This is a genomic window from Halomonas sp. WWR20 (genome assembly GCF_054602495.1).
On the sequence record NZ_JBTRHR010000003.1, the window covers coordinates 21,688 to 41,397 of the forward strand.

Below are 19,710 nucleotides of genomic sequence, written 5' to 3' on the forward strand. Positions count from 1 at the left end.
ACTCGGCCGGGGCGTAGCTATGGTGAAATTCAGCGAAAAAACGACGTTTACGAGTTGTAGACGGAATGCTTGAACTGATTTTTAACACCATTCAGGTAAGTGCTGGTCCTTTTCAGACAGAGCGTAGAGAGGGCGGGGCGATTTATAGCCAGGGAGCAAGTTGGGAGGCATCATGAAAAGCTTAAATCCAATCAGGGGTATCGCCCCGGTTATTGATATCTTGGCCATCATCCTGGCTGGCTTTCTAGCGCACGGGGTGCGCTTTGAAAGCTATATGTTGAATGACAGATATATGCTCGTGCTGTTTGGCATGGCATTGTTAGTCGTACTGATAAACCTTTTTAGTGGCGGTTATAACCGGTGGCGATCCACTCGATTAATGCGCAGGATCTACCGGTTGATCTGGGTCTGGGGTGCCATGTTTGCGCTCATGGCAAGCTTCATGTTTCTCCTGCAGCAGTCGGAAATATTTTCTCGTCAGTGGGTCGTCTTTACCTTGCTGCTTTCGTTCAGTTTTGCCTGTGCCGCCAGGGCATTCTTGATGATGATCGTGGCCTACCACAATATGAGCACACGGCATCGCAAGAAGGTGTTTCTTGTGGGGCCAGGGGACGTGTTGCTTGATGTGGCCAAGTCGATGCGGGCCAGTAGACAAGAAGGATATTCCATCGCGGGCATTTGCCGCTCGGTCAATGAGTTGACTGAAAAGGAACTGGCATGCCTGGCACGTAGAGTGGAAAAGTCCCAGGCGAGGGAAGTGTGGCTATGCATGCCAGTAGGAATGGGAAGCCGAGTCAGGCCCATCATGCATGCATTGCGTCACCTGACGGTCGAAATTCGCTTTATTCCTCAGTTCTCAGAAATTCCCCTGCTTAATCATCGCGTAAGCCGGGTATCGGGCATGCACGCCATTGATTTGAGCGTTTCGCCGATGACCGATGGCGCAATGTTCGTCAAACGTCTGGAAGACATCGTTGTGGCAAGCTTGATTCTGTTGGCGATTTCACCCGTATGCCTGGCAGTGGCTGTAGCGATCAAGATGTCGTCGCCGGGGCCGGTCATCTTCAAGCAATATAGAACCGGCATCAATGGTAGGGATTTTCTGGTGTATAAATTTCGCTCAATGAAAATACATCAGGAATCTGGCGGCTGGGTGGCACAGGCCACTCAAGGCGATCCACGTGTGACGCAGGTAGGCGCCTTTATCCGCCGGACCTCGCTGGATGAATTACCCCAGTTTCTCAATGTGTTGCAGGGGTCCATGTCGATCGTAGGCCCCAGGCCGCATGCCTTGGCGCACAATGAGTATTACAAGGACCTGGTCGAATCCTACATGCAACGCCACAAAGTCAAGCCGGGGATTACAGGGTGGGCCCAGGTATGTGGCTATCGGGGTGAAACGGATACCCTGGATAAAATGCAAAAGCGAGTCGAGTGCGACCTTTGGTATATCAATAACTGGTCATTGGCGTTAGACATCAAGGTTATCTTCCTGACCGTATTCAAGGGTTTTTCAGGAAAGCACGTCTATTGAATTAGTAAGGTGAGCATGCTCGAGCAGGTGTGTGCCGGTAACTAAACAGCGATAAGTGTCCGCAAAGCCAAGAGCTAATGCTGTTGGCTTTGTTTTTTAAATACTTTCGAGAAAAAATAATGAGTCGATGTGGTCCTTTTTTATTAATGGAGATTTAGGGGTGATCTTGTTTGTGACTCATTTTTTTAACTTTCCCAGATAATTATGGTTACTGTGCTGACAAGCCATGTAGCATGGGCTAACGTATACATAATGTAGTGAAGTAATTCTTTCTGTGTTCGAGCGTTATCCTTGAAGCGCATTAGTTGAGTTTAAATTAATAAAAACGGGCATACGTTCGCGAAGGAGTTCAAGAAATAAATAATCGCTAATTTCACCAGTTGCTCATGCAATAAACGTAAGCTGCATCACGAAAAATAGAGATCCACTAAACAAAACTATCTCCTAGCTATGCTCAGGAAGGGAAACATTCATAAGGATGGTAACGAGTATGAAGAGCAAATTACGCCAGTGGTGGCTTCCCCTGACTGCTGTCCTTCTCGCCGTAACGACATTGTCCGGGTGTGCCTTATCGCCTGGGTCCAATATTGATTACGACGCCGAAGGCTCACCTCTTGAAGGCCATGTCGAAGTCGTCCCCATCACCATGCAATTGGTGCGCGAACAATCTCGGCAACCTTTGTATAGTCTCGACGATGTCGCCGAGTTATACGGAGAAAATAAAACCTTGGCCGAATATGAGTATCGTATCGGGCGTGGCGATGTTCTCTCGGTGATCGTTTACGACCATCCCGAGCTTACGATTCCCGCCGGTTCGGAGCGTTCGGCAACGGAGTCGGGGCAGGTTGTCCATCCCGAAGGCACCATCTTTTATCCTTACATAGGTAAAATCAAGGTCGCCGGGCGCACGGTGCGCGACGTGCGCGACGAGATCCAGCGCCGCTTAGGCGGGTATATCGCCCAGCCTCAAGTGGATGTGCGGGTAGCGGCGTTCAACTCTCAAAAGGTTTATGTCACGGGACAGGTGAATGAGCCCGGCCCTTATCCCATCACCAACATCCCCATGCGCGTGCTGGATGCGATCAGCTACGCGGCGGGACTTAACGACTCTGCCAGCTGGCACAATGCCGTACTCACCCGCAATGGCCAGGATATTCGCATATCGATTTATGACATGCTGACCTATGGCGAGCTGGAGCAGAACCTGCTGCTGCAGGATGGCGACGTGCTGCATATCCCCGATGCCGGCAATCAGAAAGTCTTTGTCATGGGTGAAGTCAACGAGCCCACGACATTGCCGCTGCTGAACAGCCCCATCTCGCTGACCGACGCGATTGCCCTTGCCGGCGGTATCGATGAAGGCCGAGCCAATGCCTCGGGTATCTTCGTCATTCGGCGCAATCCTGATATAAGCGACTCCGACACCCTGGCGACGATCTATCAGCTGGACGCCAGCAATGCGGCGGCATTCATACTCGGCGCGCAGTTCATGCTCCAGCCCACCGATGTGATCTATGTCACGGCTGCCCCGGCTGCCCGCTGGAACCGTGTGCTGAGCCTGCTGCTACCGTCACTGACCACCGTGTTCCAGGCGACGGAAATCAGCGAAAACGTGCAGAACCTAAGCGATTAATCCACACATTTTAGGTCGCTAGCCACAGCAAACCCGATATCGAAAGATGTCGGGTTTGTTCTATTTGGAGACATGAAGTTTGATGACAATGGCTAAATCAAGGGGCAGGAAAAGGAAAGGGACGCACCTTGAGAACCCAGCAGCGGGAGGGTGAACCAGCAGTGGGGAAGTGAAAGAGGCGAGAACAATCACACCTCGGTAGCCCCCAGCAGAACCTGCGTATAGTGGCGCTGGTCTTTCAGCGCTTGGGTAATGATCGTTTCAAGCCTGTGATAATCGTTCGGCATCGTTTCTTCCATGCCGGTCGCTTCGAAACGTTCCATCAGCTCACGCGTGTCGCTAATGACGCCATCGAGTTTATCGATGACCTGCTGGCATTCGGACTGATTCATCTTATTTCCCGTCTGCGTGAATGGCATATTTCGTCAATAGCCACGACTAGCCGGCCTGAATCTCCCGCACCCGTGTATAGAGCTGCCTGGCATTGTTGATCGCCACGCTTTCATGCGGGTCGAGCTCCAGCATCGGGCCGGGAGGACGACTGCCGGTGTCGGTGAACTTCTTCAGCTCATCGGCATAACGCGCGAGCAAATGGTCCAGATTCATCCGGATGATGGTGATTTCCAGCTGAAACTCCTGCTGCTGTTTCAGCACGCGAGCCTGTTCTTCCGCGCTGCGGCTCTCCTCGAGCTTCGCCTGAAGCGTATCGTTGACCAGCTTCTCCGTGGCGTTCAGCTTGGGGATGATGTCATGCAGGAGATCCCGAGCGGATAGCGTGTTGTTAGGGTTTTGCATGGGATGACCTTTATAAAAGACAGAGGCCCTAACGGGAGCCTGCTACGTTCAAGTATGACGGGAGCTCAGAGGGAGCGGACCAGTGAGAACACTCCTTTACCTATCCGGATATGGATCATCTTTTGCATCTCCACGGCCGCTCAGAATTTTCCACCCGCGCTTGGGATGGGGAGGTTTTTTGAGCCTAGGACATGGAGGGAGAGATTTTTTTGATTGGTTCGAGTAAAGGTACCCGCAGTCTACACACTCATACGTGCCTGCAGATACATCGCTTCCGTATGGAACAAAATCCTTTAGCGCTTCATTCGATATTACTTTTTCTTTACGCTCATTATCTAGAATTTCTCTTATAAGATTTTTTAAACGATCGCTCATTTTTTCTTCCCCAATTAAAAAGACAGGGCTTACGCCCTGTCTTTATTCTCACCACTATGCGTGGGATTAACCCAGCAGAGACAGTACGGACTGCGGCACCTGATTGGCCTGCGCGAGGACGGAAGTACCGGCCTGCTGCAGGATCTGGGCGCGAGTCATGTTAGAGACTTCGTCAGCGTAGTCGGCATCTTCGATGCGTGAACGGGCGGCAGACAGATTGGTTTCGTTAGTCTGCAAGTTAGTAATGGCAGACTCAAAGCGGTTCTGGATAGCACCCAGATCGGAACGGTAACTATCGACCATCTTGAGAGCATCATCTAGCTTCTGAAGCGGATCAGCCGTTGAGGTGCCTTCAGCAAGGTCAACAGTTGTGGCTGCATCCCATGTACCTGCAGCTGAGTCCGCTGCGTAGGTTTCATCATTGACTTCAACATATTCTGTGCCCGCTGCATCGACACGAATATTTTCTGTAATGGTGCCTGTATCGCCAGCGACGGAAGCAGTTGCAATGCTTACTGCGCCTGTAGTGACAGTAGCACGATAAGTGTTATTGCCTTCTTTTACAACGTAATCGCCTGTTCCTACTCCCCCAGCATCTAGTTCTTCATGCAGCGTTTGGCCTGAGGCAAGACCAGTTACCTTGTCAGTGCCAATCTCGGTCAGAGACTCACCGACTTTAAGGCTATTGGCTACACTGAAACTGGAAAGTTCAAGTGTATCGCGATCGATTTTTTTAGTGGCGATGTTGATAGCTTCGTTGTCTTTTGCGCCTACTTGGATTTTAACAGAATCGTCTTCACCTAAGACCTTCACGCCGTTAAAGCTGGTCTGCTCGGAAATCCGATCAATTTCTTCTAAACGCTGACCGATTTCGTTTTGGATGGAAGCCAAGTCATCTTGTGAGTTAGTCCCGTTTTGCGCCTGTACGGTCAGCTCACGAATACGCTGCAGGTTATCGTTAACCTGATTCAAACCGCCTTCCGCAGTCTGCGCGACGGAGATACCGTCGTTGGCGTTACGCTGTGCCTGAGACAGACCAGTGATCTGGCTGCTCATGCGGTTAGCGATGGCCTGGCCGGCGGCATCATCCTTGGCGCTGTTGATACGCAGGCCGGAAGACAGGCGTTCCATGGCGGTGGTCAGGTCGCCCTTGGAAGAGTTCAGGTTCTGCTGGGCAATCATCGAAGTGATGTTGGTATTGATCACTGACATGACAAATTCCTTACTAAGTAGGGGGCTGCTTTGGCAGGCCGTCTTCCTCTAGGAGCGGGGCCCACCGCAACGGCACCGTTGCCGTTACCCTATTTATCGACGCTTGCGCGAAATGCTTTAGGGGAAAATGTAAATTTGTTGGGGAGGGCTGTTCATATTCGAGTGGGACGGCCAGCAGGCCCGTGATCTCTATCTGAATGCTCACGCTTACAGGTAACCATCATGATCCAGACCAACCGCAAACCGACGACCGTGGGCGAGATGCTGACCCATGAGTTTCTTGAGCCCCTCGGCCTCAGACAGACTCGGCTCGCCAAGGTAATGGGAGTTGCGCCGAGCCTGGTGAACGCGCTGTGGGAGGCCATGCACGACGAAAGGCGTCGCGAGCGCGTCGAACGAGCACAGCACCCATTACGAGTTCGGTACGCCCAGAGTTACCTTTGTTCCGGCTGGATCTGGCTCCTTCAAGACGTGAGGCGGCTTGCAAGTGTGGAAGGGTGTGCCGCGTGGGCCGGGTAGCTTGTGCATTGACGAGGTAATGCACATGCATTACCTTTTACGTGACGTCATTACCCCGTCGATCTTTGGAGGTTGCCCATGAATGCGACGCACGAAGTGGATTCCACGCTGACCGAGCGCTACCAGACCACCGTTCCGGCGCAGGTCCGCCGAGTGCTGGGCCTCGGCAAGCGTGACAAGATCCACTACAGCATCCGTGACAACGGCGAGGTAGTGCTCACGCGGGCAGTGGGCGCGCAGGCTGAAGACCCGGTCATGCTGGGGTTCTTGAGCTTCCTGGAGCGTGACCTACACGACCATCCCGAGCGTATTCAGCCCTTGACCGCAGCATCGGTTGCCAGGGCGCGTGAGCTGACTGCAGGTATCGATGTGGATCTCGATGAGCCGCTGTCCGAAGATAACGAATGAGTGTCGAGGTTAACGAGCCCTTGCGTATCAATGGGTGGACGATCTATGCCCACCCATTATTCCTTTCCCAACTGGATTCGCTGGCCCGGCGAGTCGACCGGCATAGGCATAAGGATGCCGAGGGCTATACGCGCAAGAACGACACCAAGCGACTCGCGGCGATTCTCAAGCTCGCACTTGAGGACATTCCTAGCGACCCGACCCATGAGCAATATCGGCAAGGGAATGCGCTGGGTGATGAGCACAAGCATTGGTTTCGGGCTAAGTTCTATCAGCAATACCGGCTATTCTTTCGCTATCACGAGCCCAGCCGGATCATTGTCTACGCCTGGGTCAATGACGAGCAGACCAAGCGGGCCTATGACAGCAAGACGGATACCTATCGGACCTTCCGCAAGATGCTTGCCAACGGCAATCCACCTGATAGCTGGGACCCGTTGATAAAGCAGGCGGTCGAGCCTGGTGCCCGTCTTTCACGATTCACTTGAAACCGTCCGATGGGGAGGGGGGCAATGGCAGCCATTGATATCGCTGGATTCAGCGCCTTCAGAATTTCGAGAAGGCGCTGGCGCAACTGAAGGAGGCGATAACGCTGATACAGCAACGGCCGCTCTCTAATCTCGAGCAGCAGGGCACGATCCAGGCGTTCGAAACCACTTATGAGCTGGGCTGGAACACGCTGAAGGATTATCTGGTGTGGCAAGGGATCGAGTCGATCGTCGGTTCGCGAGATACCGTTCGCGAGGCATTCAAGCTGGGGCTGATCGAGAACGGTGAGGCCTGGATGTCGATGCTGGTGGACCGTAACCCACTTCGCAGTCTTACAATGAGCAAACTGCGCAGGACATCCTGACGAATATTCGGCAGTCTCATTACGACAACTTGATGGCACTTCGCCAGACGTTGGCCGCGCTGCGAGATAACGCGTCATGAGTGCAACATGCCAGCCCGATAGGGGATTGGCGCTAGAGGCACAGGCGAGGATTCGTGAAGTATTGAGCAGCGTTCCTGCGCTGGAGCAGGCTATCCTGTACGGCTCGCATGCCATGGGGACCTATCGTCCCGGTTCCGATATCGACCTGTCACTTTATCAGCAGATCGATAACCCCGAGCTGATCGAGCATATCCAGCGGGTTGGTAAGGTATTTTATCGGCGGTCGAACCGTTGAGTTGCCGGTATATAAGCATTCAAGGACGGAATATGCTGATTTCAAGCCCCTCGATATGCCGGTAGTATCGGTCATTGGCGGTGATTAGGGGTATGCCCAGGTGAAGGGCGCTGGCCGCGATCAAGGCATCTGCCATTTGCATGTTGTGGCTCAGCGAGTGTTCTTCCACCAGAAACATGGCGCGTGATGAGATCTCTACATTGATTGGGAATATCTCTGCTTGCCAGAAACGTATTGCCTGGCGTAGGACTCTCAGCTCCGCCTTGTCACGCAGCCCTTGCAATAGCTCCATGTAGCTTACCGCTGAGAGGGTGAAACGAGGATGTTCATCGAGTAATTGCGCCGCTACTTCGTTACCTCGTAGGTTCCAGATCAATACATCCGTATCCACCAGCATCAGGGCAGATCTCTTGGCTGTCGCAGGCCGCGTACGAGAGTGGCCACATCTTTCTCATGGGCGGCATCGTTTCGCCATAGTCCGAAGGCGGGATTGCGTGGTTGGCCTTCGGAACCTTGTGCCTGCTCATCGTTCCAGGTGATGAGTTTGGCCCTGCGTTTGCCGCGATAGGTGATAATGACCTCTTCGCCGCGATCGGTTGCAGCAATAAGCTCTCGTGTATGAAGACGTAAATCTTTGATCGTGGCTTCCATAACGCTCTCCTAGGTTACACTTGTAAGTGTAACCTAGGGTTGGTGAAGATCAAGGCCCGTCCAGAAGACGGTTATTGCATGGAGAAGCAGAATGCCCAGTATCGATGTCGTGATCGAGCTCTCCGCCGCCCAGTGCCTGGGGCATTATCAGGGCGGCATACAACAGGTCTATGCGCATAGCCTGGATGGGCGTCGGGTGGTGTTTCCGGCCAAGGCGCTACGCCATATCGTGACCCGCGACGGTGTCAGCGGCGTGTTTCGCTTGACGTTCAGTACGGCAGGGCAATTCGAGTCGATCATATCTCTAAAAAGCTTGGCCTAACGGGAGCAGTCATTGCCCTGGGAGAGGGTTGTGTGCCATTTTTGTTACCTGTAACAGGGCGGAGAGAAGGGCATGACGCGATCTGTCAATGGCAGAGTCAGGAAGCGGCGAGAGGCGCTACGCGCCCAAGGGCTGCGTCCTCTTCGGATCTGGGTTCCGGATACGCGCTCGCCTGATTTTGCCGAGCAGTGCCGCATGCAATCGTTGGCCTTACGAGATGATGCTCAGGAATCGGATATGCTGGAATGGATAGAAGATGTTACGGCTCAAGGTGACTGGCAGTGAGGCGTGGTGACTAATAAACCGTAGACAACGCCTATCTGCCCTTCACTCGAAGCCACGTGTCCGCCGGCCTGGCGTCTGATGGGCTAGTCCGCCTGTCTGTGACTCGGTCGATGGGCCTACTTCACTGCGACCAGATGAGTCCTGTCGATGTAATGTCGCTGTGTGAGGCGAAACCTGGCGTTCCCACGCTGCTCGATCGTGACCTGACGTTCATGGAGGGGATCGAGGCGAGCCTGCGCACGGTGGGCAATAATTTTCGGGTTATGCTGCTGTGGGCGGCAATCCTGGCGGGCTGTACGGCCATCGGCATCCTGACCTTTTATATCGGGCTGGCGGTGATTCTGCCCCTATTGGGCCATGCGACTTGGCATGCCTATCATGATCTCGTCACCTTCAAGACGCACGACGAAACGGCCTCATGGGCCTGATCGATGTTGCTGGATGAGCCGCATTCGTGTGCGACGCGCGACAGGGATGTTGCGGTTCGAGGCGCGTCTATAATGCTCTTTTAACCCTTTCCCTTAACGGTGCTGCCTGACGGCCAGTAAGCGATTGGCCATTTCCTCGAACCCCTCTCCATGGCCGGCCTCGCAAACCCAGCGCGGCGTATGGGTCAGCTTGCCCAGGTGCGGTGTGATATTGGCAACACCGACGCTGAGCGGGTAGGCGGCAAACAGCGACTCATCATTGGGAGCATCGCCGATAAACAGCACGCGTTGTGCCTGCTCCGCTATTGAGAGGTCAAAATCCTCGCCGAGCAGTTGCGCGGCCATGCTGGCCTTGTCGTGGTCGCCGAACCAGGCGTTGACATGGATCGAGCTGGCTCGCGCACGGGCACCGGCGCGGCGGAAAATATCGATAACGGTGGCAATATCCTCGGCGGGCAGCGGGCCGACATCCTGGGCGTGATCCACCGCCACATCGGCCAGCCGGTAGGGCTGGTCTGCGGCCAAGCGTGCTGCGGGGACGTCACGTAGCGCTTGTTCGGCGATATTCAGCAACAGTCGCTGCTCGTCACGTAACGCCGTCAGTGGACGTACAAAGCGTTGGTCGAGTCCACCGCTTGCGGTTCGCCTGAACCGCAAGGCGCCACTCTCGCCGATGACGGCCGCCACCGGCCAGGCACGCACGATATGGTCGCACCAGCCTGCGCAGCCGCCGGTCACCGGGATGACGCTGATGCCTGCGGCCATCAGCCGTTCCATGGCGGCGAGTGTGCGGGCGGCAAGCTTGCCATGCCGGGTCAGGGTGTCGTCGACGTCGGTGAGCACGATGTCGACTCGTGCCAGCGTCTCGGGGGGAGCGTCTTTCAGGGATGTCATGTCATCTATTCAATCGGTTTCGTGGCCAAGATGCTGGCGGCGCGAGTCGAGGAGATCGACTGAAAGCAGGTGGAGCACTATATAGTAGCGACACACGCTACATCACCGTGCTGCCGTTTGCCGTGCTACCGCAGACCATGCCGCGTCGGATCGGGCCCTCCATGGTATCAGGTGAACAGTCACCTGCGTATCTCGGCCAGGGGGCTCGCTTGGTCAAATGGCATCTTTCCTGCATGCTATAACCGACAAATTGAACCCACCTCAGCGACACAAGGATACCGCTTCATGAAGGATTGGCTACGCACACTTCCCAAGGCGGAGCTGCATTTGCATATCGAGGGTTCGCTGGAGCCGGAGCTGATGTTCGCCCTGGCCGAGCGCAATAAGGTGCCCCTGCCTTATGCTTCGGTAGAGGAGGTTCGGGCGGCGTATGACTTCGAGGATCTACAGTCGTTTCTCGATCTCTATTATCAGGGCATGCAGGTACTCAGGACGTCGGATGATTTTTACGATCTGGCCATGGATTACTTCGCGCGCGCTCATGCCGAGGGGGTCATTCATGTCGAGCTGTCATTCGACCCCCAGGCGCACCTGGCGCGGGGTGTCGAGCTGGCGGTGCCTTTCGAGGGGTTGACGCGTGCCATGCGCCAGGCGCAGGCGCAGTGGGGAATGACCACGGCGCTGATCATGAGCTTCCTGCGCGACCGGGATGCCGAAGAGGCGATGCGCGTACTGGAAGATGCCAGCCCCTACTACGCGCTGATCGATGCCGTGGGCCTGGACAGCGCGGAGCGAGACCACCCGCCGCGCAAGTTCGCCGATGTCTTTGCGCGTGCCAAAGCTTTGGGGATAACGCGCGTGGCGCATGCGGGCGAGGAGGGGCCGGCGGCCTATATCGAACAGGCATTGGATATCCTCGAGGTGAGCCGTATCGATCACGGCGTGCGTTGCCTTGAGGCCCCCGCCCTGGTGGAACGCTTGAAAGCGTTGCAAATACCGCTGACGGTATGCCCGCTTTCCAATCTGCGCCTCAAGGTTGTCGAGCAGATGACCGATCATCCCTTGCCTAAACTGTTGGATGCGGGACTCAAGCTGACGATCAACTCCGATGATCCGGCCTATTTTGGCGGCGGTGTCCTGGACAACTATCTGGCCTGTCATGAGGCTTTCGGCTGGGACAAGGCCACGTTTACCGGCCTGGCCCGCAATGCCATCGAAGTGGCATTCATGCAAGAACCGCGGCGTCAGGAGCTGTTGGCGCAATTGACCGCCGGTTAATATTTTTTCTGCTCGACAAAACCTGCTCTGACGGTAACGCGATGAAGGATTTCATCGCGTTATCATGTTTATGCAATCGCTATATAATGAGTTTTACCATTCTTTATTTATGAAGAGTCTAATGGGTTTTAATTGATTTTCAGATGGCGAATTTGATCATTCATTTACGCTAATGATCCTTGTGATAACCGCCAAGACTTATGTATTGTTGTGTCATGATAAAACTCGCGACCGTTACCTTCCTTAATTATATCGCACATTAAAATTCACAAATTTTATTCTGCATTCATGCGGTGTGTGTGGCGTGATGAGAAGAATAAAGTAAAACCCGAGCAAGGATACTACTCATGGCGATCACCGATGCCCATGTTTCCGAGGTTTCTTCTGATACCTCTACCGAGGCTGCGGCTATCGAGGCCTCGGTTAGCAATGCCCCGCTAGATGACCGCGCCGCCGCAACTGTTGTCAGCTGGCAGCGCTTTTCGGTGCCCTACGAATATCCCGTGGCCTTTACGCGCGGGCTGTTTGCGCCAGGAAACTCTCTGCTGGCGGAAATGCTGGCGTTAAGGGAATCGCATAAACGCCATAAATGCTTGGTGTATATCGATAGCGGGCTGGCCGAAACCCAGGCTGACCTGGTCGCGCGGATCGAGAGCTATATCGCTGCTCACGCGCAGATCGAGCTTCTGACGCCGCCGATGCTGGTCCCTGGCGGGGAGCGGATCAAGGCCGCGCCGGATGTCATCGAGTCGGTACAGCGCGCCATTCATCGGCTGGGTGTCGATCGCCACTCTTACGTGATTGCCATCGGCGGCGGCGCGGTATTGGATGCCATCGGCTTTGCCGCTGCGACGGCGCATCGCGGTGTGCGCCATATTCGCATCCCCACCACGGTGCTGGCGCAAAATGACAGCGGGGTGGGGGTCAAGAACGCGGTCAATCTCAGCGGGGTCAAGAATTTTGTCGGCAGCTTTGCGCCGCCCTGGGCGGTGCTCAACGACTTCGACCTGCTGGAGTCGCTGCCCCGTCGCGAGCGCATGGCGGGGATTTCAGAGGCTATCAAGGTGGCCCTGATCCGTGACCGGGAATTCTTCGAGTGGCTGGAAACCCACGTCGAGGGTCTGGTAGCCCACGAGCGATCCGTCGAAGAGTACATGATTCGCCGCAGCGCGGAGCTGCATATGCGCCAGATCGCCCATGGCGGTGACCCTTTTGAGCTAGGCTCCGCGCGGCCACTGGATTTCGGCCACTGGTCGGCGCATCGCCTGGAGGCGCTAACCCATCATGAAGTGCACCATGGCGAAGCGGTCGCCATCGGCATCGCGCTCGATGCACGCTACTCGGTGCTGACCGGCTTGCTACCCGAAGGGGAAGACGAGCGCATCGTTTCGCTTCTGGAGCGTCTTGGCCTGAGTGTTTTTCATCCGGCGCTGGCCTCGACGGGCGACAACGGCGAGGCGGCGATTCTGACCGGGCTGCGGGAGTTCCGCGAACATCTCGGCGGCGAGCTGACGGTCACGTTGCTGGCCGATCTCGGCGTCGGTGTCGAGATCCACGCCATGAACGCCGAACTCGTCATGCAGGCGGTCGCCTGGCTTCAAAACCGCGAGGTGAAAAATGCGCTTGCGGGATAACCTGGGCCAGCTCACCTATTGTCTCAATATCCATCCGGCGGAAACCTGGAGCGAGGCGCGCACAGCGCTCACGGGGCCGGTTCGTGCGGTCAAGGCGGCAGTGTCGCCAAACGCGCCCTTTGCCGTGGGATTGCGGTTTTCCGCCAAGGCGGTTCGCTCGCTGGCCTCTCCCGAGGCGCGTGCGGAACTCGTGGCGCTGTTGGACAGTGAGAGATACCAGGCCATCACGGTCAATGGCTTCCCTTATGGTGCGTTTCACGGCACGCGGGTCAAGGAGGATGTCTATCAACCCGATTGGCGTACCGAGGAGCGCCTCGCCTATACCAACGCCCTGGCCAAGCTGATGGCCGAGATTACACCCCAGGGAGGCCAAGTCAGCCTGAGCACGGTTCCCGGTGCCTTCAAGCCTTTGAGCGCCGGCGCCGAACAGTGCATGGCCGACAAGATGCTGCGAGCGGCGGCACATTGCGTCGCACTGAAGCGCCGTACCGGCGTCAGCGTGGCCATCGCTCTCGAACCGGAACCTCACTGCTTTCTGGAAACGGTAGAGGAGGCGATAAGTTTCTTTAAGCACTACCTGTTTTCCTCTGCCGCAGCGCAACGGTTGGCCGAGTTGACGGGGCTTCCCACTAACGAGGCGGTCGAAGCGCTCCCTGAGCATCTGGGCCTCTGTTATGACGTATGCCACGCAGCGGTTGAATTCGAGGACCCTATCGCCAGTATCACGGCTCTACGCGCCGCGGGCATTCCGATTCACAAGCTTCAGTTGAGTTCAGCGTTGCGCATTGCCGAAGTGAGCCCCGAGGCACGCCACGCCCTGGCGGCCTTCAGCGAGCCGACGTATCTGCATCAGGTCGTCGCACGCAGTAAAAATGGCCTGGCCCGCTTCGCCGATCTGCCCGAGGCATTGGCGCGCGGGGCGGCGGCCGATGGCGAGGAGTGGCGCATTCATTTTCACGTGCCGGTCTTTGCGCAGTCGTTTGGTGTGTTGGGAACAACGCAAGCGTTCCTGAAAGAAGTTCTCGCGCTGCACGCTCGCGACCCCATCTCACCCCACCTGGAAGTGGAAACCTATAGCTGGAATGTACTACCTGAGGAGCTGAGACATGACAGGATGGAAGATGCCGTGGCAGGCGAGCTTCGCTGGGTCGCAGAATGCCTGGGCGAGCCGGGCTAAGTGGCTCAGGCTCGGGCGGGTATCGAACCTGCCTACCGTCTGGTCGAATGGCATCGCCGGCTGGGTACTGACCGGCGTCGCTCCGGGGGGCGCGGGGCTGCTGGTGTTGTTGATGGCCTTGTCATTGTTCTATGTTGGCGGCATGTACCTCAACGACGCCTTCGATGCCGAGATTGATGCCCGCGAGCGCGCTAACCGGCCGATTCCCCTGGGAGAAGTCTCGCGTCTCACCGTCTACATTCTGGGCTTCGTCATGCTGGGGCTGGGCGCCACACTATTGTTCTGGCTCAGTGTGCCGGCGGGCTGGGGTGGGCTGGCGTTAGGGGCGGCTATCGTACTTTACGACTGGTGGCATAAGCGTACCGTGCTCGGCCCGGTGATCATGGGGCTCTGCCGCTTCTTGGTGTATGCCACCGCCGCTCTGAGTGCCGGGGCGAGTACGCCCGATACCGTCATAACGGTAGGCGCGCTAGGGCTTTTCTGTCATGTCGTGGGGCTCACCTACGCCGCCAGACAGGAAGCGTACAACCGGGTCGGCGCTGTCTGGCCGCTAGCGGTAATGGCCGTTTCGGTAGGTGTCGTGGCGTGGATGGCGGACGGAATTCTTGCCTGGGTGATTTTAGCGCTCTATGTCGGCTGGGGAGCCTGGGCGCTCAGTCTGCTGTTTCGCCGCCAGCCCGGCGATGTGCCCAGAGCCGTGGTGAGCCTGATTGCCGCCATTTCACTTTATGACGCCGCGCTTGTCGCATCTGCCGGGGCCTACGGGCTGGCGGTTTTGGCCGTGGCAGCCTTTGGTGCGACGCTGGCGTTGCAGCGGGTGGCACCGGGAACCTGAACCGCTGTTTCTTCGTCATTAGCGAGTGCATTGCCCCTCCTCTTTCTTTTGAAGATTGGAGTCGTCAAGATATGACGCGAGTGGCTTTATGGCTTATCTGCCAGCCGGGGTGTTATACAGGGAAAACATGCAATGAGGGATGAACAGCTGCTAAAGCGTTTCATCGAGTTGGCCGGTCAGCGTGAGGAGCTTGCGGCACTCTGGCTGTACGGCTCAAGAGCGAGAGAGGATCATCACCGGCAAAGCGATTATGATCTGGCCGTCGTTTTCGTCGACTGGATTGACTTGCCATTGGATCGTCGGCTGCGTCCGGAACTGCTGGCCCTGGACTGGCAACAGGCGCTTGAACTGCCAGAGGGCTTGCTCAGCATCGTTGATCTCGCTATTGCGCCCATCCCGCTTGGCTGGTCCATTATCAGCGAAGGGCGGCTATTGCTGGATCGTCACCCGCAAATCCGTATGCAGCAGGAAACGCGTATCATGTCTCGGTGGGAACTGGATTACCTCCACCAACGGAAACGATATGCTTGAAAACCACTTCAACGCAGCTTATATCGACGCTCTGGAAAATCACCTCGATGAATGCGAAGCCGATATCGAAGTGCTGCGCAGCATTCTGGCAGAACGCCCTTGGTCACGTATTGAACGGCATGCTGCAGAAAGAACACTCCAAGTGCTGATAGAAGGCTGCATTGGCGTGGCCAAACATTGGGCAAGAAGAGAAACAGGGCATATAAGTGGTGAGGCACTGACGGCTTTTCAGCGCCTGACGGACAAAGGGGTGATCGGAGGCGAGACTCCATGGCGCAAGATTATTGGCCTGCGAAATGTGTTGGTGCACGACTATCTCGAGGTGGATACCGAAATCGTCCGCGATATCGTCGAGCAGGAACACTACCGGGCGCTGTTAGCGTTTTCTCGTAATGCCCTGCAGGCCTTGCAACGCTAGACCTGCAGAGTCTCTATCGTTGGGTTCGAGGCTCGTTGGGGCTCAGTCAAACACATGGGCCAGCGTCAGGCGCTTGAAGTCGATCGCGTCCACGGCACCTTCGGGAAGTAGCCCGGCTTCGGAGGAGATCACCAAAGGGCCTTCCTGCGGATCGTCGGTAACCCGCCCGTGCGAGCCCTTCACCATATGGGTGTCTTTCAGCGAAATGACATCCAGCAATTGTCGAAAGCCCAGCTTGCGTTTGCCTACCCGCCAGCCGGCGGAGAAAACGGGCCATTTGAGTGCCGGGTCGAAGAACAACTCGACCGGATCGTAGCCGGGCTTGCGATGAATATCGACGGTACGGGCGTAATCCGGTGCGCGCGCATCGTCCAGCCAGTAGTAGTAACTGAACCAGCGATCCGGTTTCGACACGGCCACCAGTTCGCCCGAGTTCGGATGGTCGAGGCCATGCGCCTGCATGGCGTCGCGATCCCATACCGCTTCGACTCCTTCCAGTTGCTCTATCAAGGTCTTGACTTCGATGACTCGCGCCGGATCCTTGACATAGATATGCGCAATTTGGTGATCGGCGACGGCAAAGGCCGCCGAGGCGCCTGGGTCCAGCTGCTCATGCTCTTTCTCGACGCGTACTGCGATCAGCCCCGCCTGGCGTAATGCTCGATTGATATGAACCGCCTCGGTAGTCGGCGTGATGCCATATTCCGATACCACGATCACCCGTCGGCCCTGCGTGTCTGCCGCGTCGATCAGCTCTCCGCAAAGCGCGTCGACTTCCTGAAGGTCCTGCTGAATGCGGGGATGGGAGAGATCGGGGCCCAGCCGTTGTAGGTTGTAGTCCAGATGGGGCAGGTAGGTGAGGGTAAGTGTCGGGTTGCGCGTAGCCATGACATGCAGGGTCGACTGGGCTATCCAGGCACTGGAGGAGATGTCCGCCGCCGGCCCCCAGAACTTGAACAGCGGAAATTGGCCCAGCTTGGCGTCCAACTCATCGTGCAGTTCGGGCGGGTGGGTGTAGTGGTCGGGCACCTTGCGGCCATCGGCCGGATACATCGGACGTGGCGTCGCGCTCCAGTCGGCACTCGAGTACATGTTGTACCACCAGAACATCTTGGCGCAGGTGAACTGGGGGTCGCGGGCCTTGCCGGCGTCCCAGAGCTTTTCCCCTTCGACGAGCCGGTTGGACTGCCGCCACAGCCAGACTTCGGACAGATCGCGAAAATACCAGCCGTTGGCCACCGCGCCATGCTCGGCAGGGCGCAGGCCGGTAACCAGGGTCGATTGCACGGTACAGGTCACGGCGGGCGTCACGGTGTTGAGTGGCCGCATGCCGCCGCGAGCGGCCAGTTTCGCTAAATGCGGCGTGTAACGCCCCACCAGGCTAGGCGTGAGTCCCACGACCAGGATAACCAGCGTATTGTTCATGATGAATCTCTATTAATAGATTTTTGAGCCGTAGGGAAACGAATAAAGGCGCATTCATAACACCCAAACAAGGATCGATGAGCGTCGGGGCTAGCCAGGATGAAATTGTCGGTTGAGTTTGTCGGGTTACAAGAATTACCAATGGGTTTCGAAAAACTCAAGTTATTATGAAGTTGGCTGCCGCGATTGAGGCTTATAAATGACTTCATTAATGTCAAGAGCGGCGTTTTAATGATGTTGTTAGTCATTATTCTGTAGGTGTATTAATGCTCTGTTAATTTTATATCGCTAGATAAACAATCTTGGTGGATAAGAGGTTGCGGATTAATGTAAAGCTTCCGTGCAGGGCTCAGGGAGCAGAACATGGCGGCACATATCATCGAACTTCTGCGGCGTTGGGTAACACGCCAGTCAGAGGAACACGGGGAATGGTTCAACGAGCGGCTGGCGATGCTGGCAGCCGGGGCACCTGAACGCGAGTTGCACATCGTGATGGGGCTGGCGCCTCGTCAACTAGGCAAGGCGGATCTGTCCTTGTCTCAAGAGGACCTGGCGGAAGCGGAGGCGATGCGCCCCGGTTGGTGTCCCAAGGGCTGGAGCGTGGACGGGGCGGCACGGGTGGCCGCGCTTCTCGCGCATCGGGGGGAGCGGACATTCGCCGGCAAATTCAAGGATTTGCGGCGTACGGCGGACGTGGGGGAACTGATGGCGCTTTATCGTGGCCTGCCGCTGTATCCCGAACCGGACAGCCTGGCGTTCGAAGTGGGGGAGGGGCTGCGTTCGAACATGCGTGCAGTCTTCGAGTCGATTGCCCATCACAATCCCTATCCGCGTGACCATTTCGACGAGCACCGCTGGAATCACATGGTGCTCAAGGCACTATTTGTCGGCAGCCGTCTTGCGCCGATTGACGGCCTGGATGAACGGGCGAACCCTGAGCTGGCCCGGATCCTGCTGGACTATGCGCATGAACGCTGGGCGGCGAAACGTCCCGTCTCGCCTGAATTGTGGCGCTGCGTGGGGCCCTTTGCCGATGACGTCGGCGCGTTTGACGATTTGCAGCGCGCCCTCGCGGGCAATGCCCAAGAGCGGGTTGCCGCTGCGCTGGCGCTTTCTTCCAGCCCCTCTGCGCAAGCCCGCGAGATTCTGGCTTCCACCTCGCTGATCAACGACCTCGACGCAGGCCGCATCAGTTGGGACACCCTGTCGACGACCGAGGCTGCCTGATGTTTATCGATCCCCACGCGCACATGATTTCCCGCACCACCGATGATTATGAAGCCATGGCGGCGGCCGGTGTCGTCGCATTGATCGAGCCGGCGTTCTGGCTGGGGCAGCCACGGACCTTCGTCGGCACCTATGTCGATTACCTGTCCACGATCGTGGGCTGGGAGCGGTTCCGCGCCGGACAGTTTGGCATTCGCCACTATTGCACCGTGGGCCTGAATTCCAAGGAAGCCAACAATGAGGAACTTGCCGAAGGCGTAATGGAATGGCTGCCACGCTTCGCGCTGAAGGAAGGCGTCGTCGCCATCGGCGAGATCGGCTATGACGAGCAGACGCCGCTGGAAGATAAATACTTCCGCGCCCAGCTGGAGCTGGCCCGCGAATTGAAATTGCCGGTCATGGTGCACACGCCGCATCGCGACAAGAAACGCGGCACGTCGCGCTCCATGGATGTCTGCGAGGAGATGGGGGTCGATCCGTCGTGGGTGGTGATAGACCATAACAATGAGGAAACCGTCGCCGAAACCCTGGAGCGGGGCTTCTGGGCGGGGTTCTCCATCTATCCATCGACCAAGATGGGCAATGCGCGCATGGTGGAAGTGCTCAAGCAGTATGGCGGAGAGCGCATCATCGTGGACAGCGCCTGCGACTGGGGAATCTCCGACTGCCTGGGGGTGGCCAAGACCGCCAGACTGGCGCTGGAGCAAGGCGTGTCGGAAGAGACGGTGCGCAAGGTGACCTATGCCAACGCGTTGGAGGTCTACGGCAAGAGCGGACAGATACGCGAGGAGGATTGGCTCAATCCGCCGGAGATCGATCAGCGAACGCTATTCGAGGGTAACTCGATCCTGCGTGGTGGACGCGAGCCACGCATCGAGACACCCGGAGAGCACCGTGCCGAAAACCTGCTGATCGAGTAGCAAGTAGAAGGTAGCGGAAAAGCCCAGCATTGACTGGGCT

26 protein-coding genes are annotated in these 19,710 nt (G+C 56.6%); 18 read left to right on the plus strand and 8 right to left on the minus strand.

Features of this window, described 5'->3' with window-relative positions:
* The first annotated feature begins 172 nt into the window (after positions 1–172).
* Both ACW4DH_RS06475 and ACW4DH_RS06480 read left to right on the plus strand, forming a co-directional pair.
* On the plus strand, positions 173–1,534 hold the full coding sequence (locus ACW4DH_RS06475) for an undecaprenyl-phosphate glucose phosphotransferase (RefSeq protein WP_459635557.1): 1,362 nt from the start codon (positions 173–175) through the stop codon (positions 1,532–1,534).
* Between the two features lie 490 nt (positions 1,535–2,024).
* A complete protein-coding gene (locus tag ACW4DH_RS06480) occupies positions 2,025–3,167 on the plus strand; it encodes a polysaccharide export protein (protein WP_459635558.1) in 1,143 nt (380 codons plus the stop codon).
* Positions 3,168–3,355: 188 nt separating this feature from the next.
* Here the strand turns inward: ACW4DH_RS06480 and ACW4DH_RS06485 are convergent, their stop codons facing one another.
* The 4 genes from ACW4DH_RS06485 to ACW4DH_RS06500 form a co-directional block, all read right to left on the minus strand.
* Positions 3,356–3,559, minus strand: a complete 204-nt coding sequence (locus tag ACW4DH_RS06485; protein ID WP_459635559.1) for a hypothetical protein — start codon at positions 3,557–3,559, stop codon at positions 3,356–3,358.
* 46 nt (positions 3,560–3,605) lie between these two features.
* Positions 3,606–3,962, minus strand: a complete 357-nt coding sequence (locus tag ACW4DH_RS06490; RefSeq protein WP_459635560.1) for a hypothetical protein — start codon at positions 3,960–3,962, stop codon at positions 3,606–3,608.
* A 96-nt stretch (positions 3,963–4,058) separates the two neighbouring features.
* A complete protein-coding gene (locus tag ACW4DH_RS06495) occupies positions 4,059–4,337 on the minus strand; it encodes a hypothetical protein (protein ID WP_459635561.1) in 279 nt (92 codons plus the stop codon).
* Between the two features lie 66 nt (positions 4,338–4,403).
* Positions 4,404–5,549: a FliC/FljB family flagellin gene (locus tag ACW4DH_RS06500; protein ID WP_459635562.1), complete on the minus strand. Its 1,146-nt coding sequence runs from the start codon at positions 5,547–5,549 to the stop codon at positions 4,404–4,406.
* Between the two features lie 222 nt (positions 5,550–5,771).
* Between ACW4DH_RS06500 and ACW4DH_RS06505 the strand changes: the two genes are divergently transcribed.
* The 5 genes from ACW4DH_RS06505 (at position 5,772) to ACW4DH_RS06525 (ending at position 7,645) form a co-directional block, all read left to right on the plus strand.
* Positions 5,772–6,068, plus strand: coding sequence for a helix-turn-helix transcriptional regulator (locus ACW4DH_RS06505; protein WP_459635563.1), 297 nt, complete (start codon positions 5,772–5,774; stop codon positions 6,066–6,068).
* Between the two features lie 78 nt (positions 6,069–6,146).
* Positions 6,147–6,476, plus strand: coding sequence for a type II toxin-antitoxin system PrlF family antitoxin (locus ACW4DH_RS06510; RefSeq protein ID WP_459635564.1), 330 nt, complete (start codon positions 6,147–6,149; stop codon positions 6,474–6,476).
* On the plus strand, positions 6,473–6,964 hold the full coding sequence (locus ACW4DH_RS06515; RefSeq protein ID WP_459635565.1) for a type II toxin-antitoxin system YhaV family toxin: 492 nt from the start codon (positions 6,473–6,475) through the stop codon (positions 6,962–6,964). Before ACW4DH_RS06510 ends, ACW4DH_RS06515 begins: the two co-directional genes overlap by 4 nt.
* Before the next feature lie 47 nt (positions 6,965–7,011).
* Complete coding sequence (locus ACW4DH_RS06520) at positions 7,012–7,329, plus strand: nucleotidyltransferase substrate binding protein (protein WP_459635952.1); 318 nt, start codon at positions 7,012–7,014, stop codon at positions 7,327–7,329.
* 76 nt (positions 7,330–7,405) lie between these two features.
* Positions 7,406–7,645 carry a nucleotidyltransferase domain-containing protein gene (locus ACW4DH_RS06525; protein WP_459635566.1) on the plus strand — a complete coding sequence of 80 codons (240 nt, stop codon included), beginning with the start codon at positions 7,406–7,408 and terminating at the stop codon, positions 7,643–7,645.
* Positions 7,646–7,664: 19 nt separating this feature from the next.
* On the opposite strand, the gene ACW4DH_RS06530 is transcribed toward ACW4DH_RS06525, so the two are convergent.
* Positions 7,665–8,042, minus strand: coding sequence for a PIN domain-containing protein (locus ACW4DH_RS06530; RefSeq protein ID WP_459635567.1), 378 nt, complete (start codon positions 8,040–8,042; stop codon positions 7,665–7,667).
* Positions 8,042–8,296 carry a type II toxin-antitoxin system Phd/YefM family antitoxin gene (locus ACW4DH_RS06535; RefSeq protein WP_459635568.1) on the minus strand — a complete coding sequence of 85 codons (255 nt, stop codon included), beginning with the start codon at positions 8,294–8,296 and terminating at the stop codon, positions 8,042–8,044. Before ACW4DH_RS06535 ends, ACW4DH_RS06530 begins: the two co-directional genes overlap by 1 nt.
* A 91-nt stretch (positions 8,297–8,387) precedes the next feature.
* On the opposite strand from ACW4DH_RS06535, the gene ACW4DH_RS06540 reads away from it, so the two are divergent.
* The 3 genes from ACW4DH_RS06540 (at position 8,388) to ACW4DH_RS06550 (ending at position 9,331) form a co-directional block, all read left to right on the plus strand.
* Positions 8,388–8,618, plus strand: a complete 231-nt coding sequence (locus ACW4DH_RS06540; protein WP_459635569.1) for a DUF2835 family protein — start codon at positions 8,388–8,390, stop codon at positions 8,616–8,618.
* A 72-nt stretch (positions 8,619–8,690) separates the two neighbouring features.
* Positions 8,691–8,903, plus strand: coding sequence for an antitoxin MazE family protein (locus ACW4DH_RS06545; protein WP_459635570.1), 213 nt, complete (start codon positions 8,691–8,693; stop codon positions 8,901–8,903).
* 134 nt (positions 8,904–9,037) lie between these two features.
* On the plus strand, positions 9,038–9,331 hold the full coding sequence (locus ACW4DH_RS06550; protein WP_459635571.1) for a hypothetical protein: 294 nt from the start codon (positions 9,038–9,040) through the stop codon (positions 9,329–9,331).
* A gap of 93 nt (positions 9,332–9,424) precedes the next feature.
* Here ACW4DH_RS06550 and ACW4DH_RS06555 read toward each other — a convergent pair whose 3' ends face one another.
* Complete coding sequence (locus ACW4DH_RS06555) at positions 9,425–10,225, minus strand: HAD-IIB family hydrolase (RefSeq protein WP_459635572.1); 801 nt, start codon at positions 10,223–10,225, stop codon at positions 9,425–9,427.
* A 285-nt stretch (positions 10,226–10,510) separates the two neighbouring features.
* Here ACW4DH_RS06555 and ACW4DH_RS06560 point away from each other — a divergent pair, with 285 nt between their 5' ends.
* The 6 genes from ACW4DH_RS06560 to hepT all read left to right on the plus strand — a co-directional run bounded on the left by ACW4DH_RS06560 (position 10,511) and on the right by hepT (position 16,098).
* The gene (locus ACW4DH_RS06560; RefSeq protein ID WP_459635573.1) at positions 10,511–11,503 is read left to right on the plus strand and encodes an adenosine deaminase; all 993 of its coding nucleotides are present in this window, start codon (positions 10,511–10,513) and stop codon (positions 11,501–11,503) included.
* A 347-nt stretch (positions 11,504–11,850) separates the two neighbouring features.
* Entirely contained in the window at positions 11,851–13,137 is a 1,287-nt protein-coding gene (locus tag ACW4DH_RS06565; RefSeq protein WP_459635574.1) for a 3-dehydroquinate synthase, read from the plus strand.
* On the plus strand, positions 13,121–14,314 hold the full coding sequence (gene eboE, locus ACW4DH_RS06570; protein ID WP_459635575.1) for a metabolite traffic protein EboE: 1,194 nt from the start codon (positions 13,121–13,123) through the stop codon (positions 14,312–14,314). The genes ACW4DH_RS06565 and eboE overlap by 17 nt, the downstream gene beginning before the upstream one ends.
* On the plus strand, positions 14,244–15,149 hold the full coding sequence (locus ACW4DH_RS06575) for a UbiA family prenyltransferase (RefSeq protein ID WP_459635576.1): 906 nt from the start codon (positions 14,244–14,246) through the stop codon (positions 15,147–15,149). Before eboE ends, ACW4DH_RS06575 begins: the two co-directional genes overlap by 71 nt.
* A gap of 132 nt (positions 15,150–15,281) precedes the next feature.
* Entirely contained in the window at positions 15,282–15,680 is a 399-nt protein-coding gene (mntA, locus tag ACW4DH_RS06580) for a type VII toxin-antitoxin system MntA family adenylyltransferase antitoxin (protein ID WP_459635577.1), read from the plus strand.
* Positions 15,673–16,098, plus strand: a complete 426-nt coding sequence (hepT, locus tag ACW4DH_RS06585) for a type VII toxin-antitoxin system HepT family RNase toxin (protein WP_459635578.1) — start codon at positions 15,673–15,675, stop codon at positions 16,096–16,098. The genes mntA and hepT overlap by 8 nt, the downstream gene beginning before the upstream one ends.
* A 42-nt stretch (positions 16,099–16,140) precedes the next feature.
* Here the strand turns inward: hepT and ACW4DH_RS06590 are convergent, their stop codons facing one another.
* On the minus strand, positions 16,141–17,523 hold the full coding sequence (locus ACW4DH_RS06590) for an alkaline phosphatase family protein (protein ID WP_459635579.1): 1,383 nt from the start codon (positions 17,521–17,523) through the stop codon (positions 16,141–16,143).
* A 363-nt stretch (positions 17,524–17,886) separates the two neighbouring features.
* Between ACW4DH_RS06590 and ACW4DH_RS06595 the strand changes: the two genes are divergently transcribed.
* Positions 17,887–18,750, plus strand: coding sequence for an EboA domain-containing protein (locus ACW4DH_RS06595; protein WP_459635580.1), 864 nt, complete (start codon positions 17,887–17,889; stop codon positions 18,748–18,750).
* Positions 18,750–19,670, plus strand: coding sequence for a TatD family hydrolase (locus tag ACW4DH_RS06600; RefSeq protein WP_459635581.1), 921 nt, complete (start codon positions 18,750–18,752; stop codon positions 19,668–19,670). The genes ACW4DH_RS06595 and ACW4DH_RS06600 overlap by 1 nt, the downstream gene beginning before the upstream one ends.
* The last annotated feature ends 40 nt before the right edge of the window (positions 19,671–19,710 follow it).

Excerpts from the sequence above, each read along its gene's own strand:
- ACW4DH_RS06515 (WP_459635565.1), top strand. The coding sequence starts at position 6,473 with ATGAGTGTCGAGGTTAACGAGCCCTTGCGTATCAATGGGTGGACGATC.
- ACW4DH_RS06535 (WP_459635568.1), bottom strand. The coding sequence starts at position 8,296 with ATGGAAGCCACGATCAAAGATTTACGTCTTCATACACGAGAGCTTATT.
- ACW4DH_RS06480 (WP_459635558.1), top strand. The coding sequence starts at position 2,025 with ATGAAGAGCAAATTACGCCAGTGGTGGCTTCCCCTGACTGCTGTCCTT.
- ACW4DH_RS06495 (WP_459635561.1), bottom strand. The coding sequence starts at position 4,337 with ATGAGCGATCGTTTAAAAAATCTTATAAGAGAAATTCTAGATAATGAG.
- ACW4DH_RS06590 (WP_459635579.1), bottom strand. The coding sequence starts at position 17,523 with ATGAACAATACGCTGGTTATCCTGGTCGTGGGACTCACGCCTAGCCTG.
- ACW4DH_RS06485 (WP_459635559.1), bottom strand. The coding sequence starts at position 3,559 with ATGAATCAGTCCGAATGCCAGCAGGTCATCGATAAACTCGATGGCGTC.
- ACW4DH_RS06575 (WP_459635576.1), top strand. The coding sequence starts at position 14,244 with ATGACAGGATGGAAGATGCCGTGGCAGGCGAGCTTCGCTGGGTCGCAG.
- ACW4DH_RS06475 (WP_459635557.1), top strand. The coding sequence starts at position 173 with ATGAAAAGCTTAAATCCAATCAGGGGTATCGCCCCGGTTATTGATATC.
- eboE (WP_459635575.1), top strand. The coding sequence starts at position 13,121 with ATGCGCTTGCGGGATAACCTGGGCCAGCTCACCTATTGTCTCAATATC.
- ACW4DH_RS06530 (WP_459635567.1), bottom strand. The coding sequence starts at position 8,042 with ATGCTGGTGGATACGGATGTATTGATCTGGAACCTACGAGGTAACGAA.
- ACW4DH_RS06500 (WP_459635562.1), bottom strand. The coding sequence starts at position 5,549 with ATGTCAGTGATCAATACCAACATCACTTCGATGATTGCCCAGCAGAAC.
- mntA (WP_459635577.1), top strand. The coding sequence starts at position 15,282 with ATGAGGGATGAACAGCTGCTAAAGCGTTTCATCGAGTTGGCCGGTCAG.
- ACW4DH_RS06510 (WP_459635564.1), top strand. The coding sequence starts at position 6,147 with ATGAATGCGACGCACGAAGTGGATTCCACGCTGACCGAGCGCTACCAG.
- ACW4DH_RS06490 (WP_459635560.1), bottom strand. The coding sequence starts at position 3,962 with ATGCAAAACCCTAACAACACGCTATCCGCTCGGGATCTCCTGCATGAC.
- ACW4DH_RS06525 (WP_459635566.1), top strand. The coding sequence starts at position 7,406 with ATGAGTGCAACATGCCAGCCCGATAGGGGATTGGCGCTAGAGGCACAG.
- ACW4DH_RS06545 (WP_459635570.1), top strand. The coding sequence starts at position 8,691 with ATGACGCGATCTGTCAATGGCAGAGTCAGGAAGCGGCGAGAGGCGCTA.
- ACW4DH_RS06595 (WP_459635580.1), top strand. The coding sequence starts at position 17,887 with ATGGCGGCACATATCATCGAACTTCTGCGGCGTTGGGTAACACGCCAG.
- ACW4DH_RS06600 (WP_459635581.1), top strand. The coding sequence starts at position 18,750 with ATGTTTATCGATCCCCACGCGCACATGATTTCCCGCACCACCGATGAT.
- ACW4DH_RS06505 (WP_459635563.1), top strand. The coding sequence starts at position 5,772 with ATGATCCAGACCAACCGCAAACCGACGACCGTGGGCGAGATGCTGACC.
- ACW4DH_RS06560 (WP_459635573.1), top strand. The coding sequence starts at position 10,511 with ATGAAGGATTGGCTACGCACACTTCCCAAGGCGGAGCTGCATTTGCAT.
- hepT (WP_459635578.1), top strand. The coding sequence starts at position 15,673 with ATGCTTGAAAACCACTTCAACGCAGCTTATATCGACGCTCTGGAAAAT.
- ACW4DH_RS06550 (WP_459635571.1), top strand. The coding sequence starts at position 9,038 with ATGAGTCCTGTCGATGTAATGTCGCTGTGTGAGGCGAAACCTGGCGTT.
- ACW4DH_RS06565 (WP_459635574.1), top strand. The coding sequence starts at position 11,851 with ATGGCGATCACCGATGCCCATGTTTCCGAGGTTTCTTCTGATACCTCT.
- ACW4DH_RS06540 (WP_459635569.1), top strand. The coding sequence starts at position 8,388 with ATGCCCAGTATCGATGTCGTGATCGAGCTCTCCGCCGCCCAGTGCCTG.
- ACW4DH_RS06555 (WP_459635572.1), bottom strand. The coding sequence starts at position 10,225 with ATGACATCCCTGAAAGACGCTCCCCCCGAGACGCTGGCACGAGTCGAC.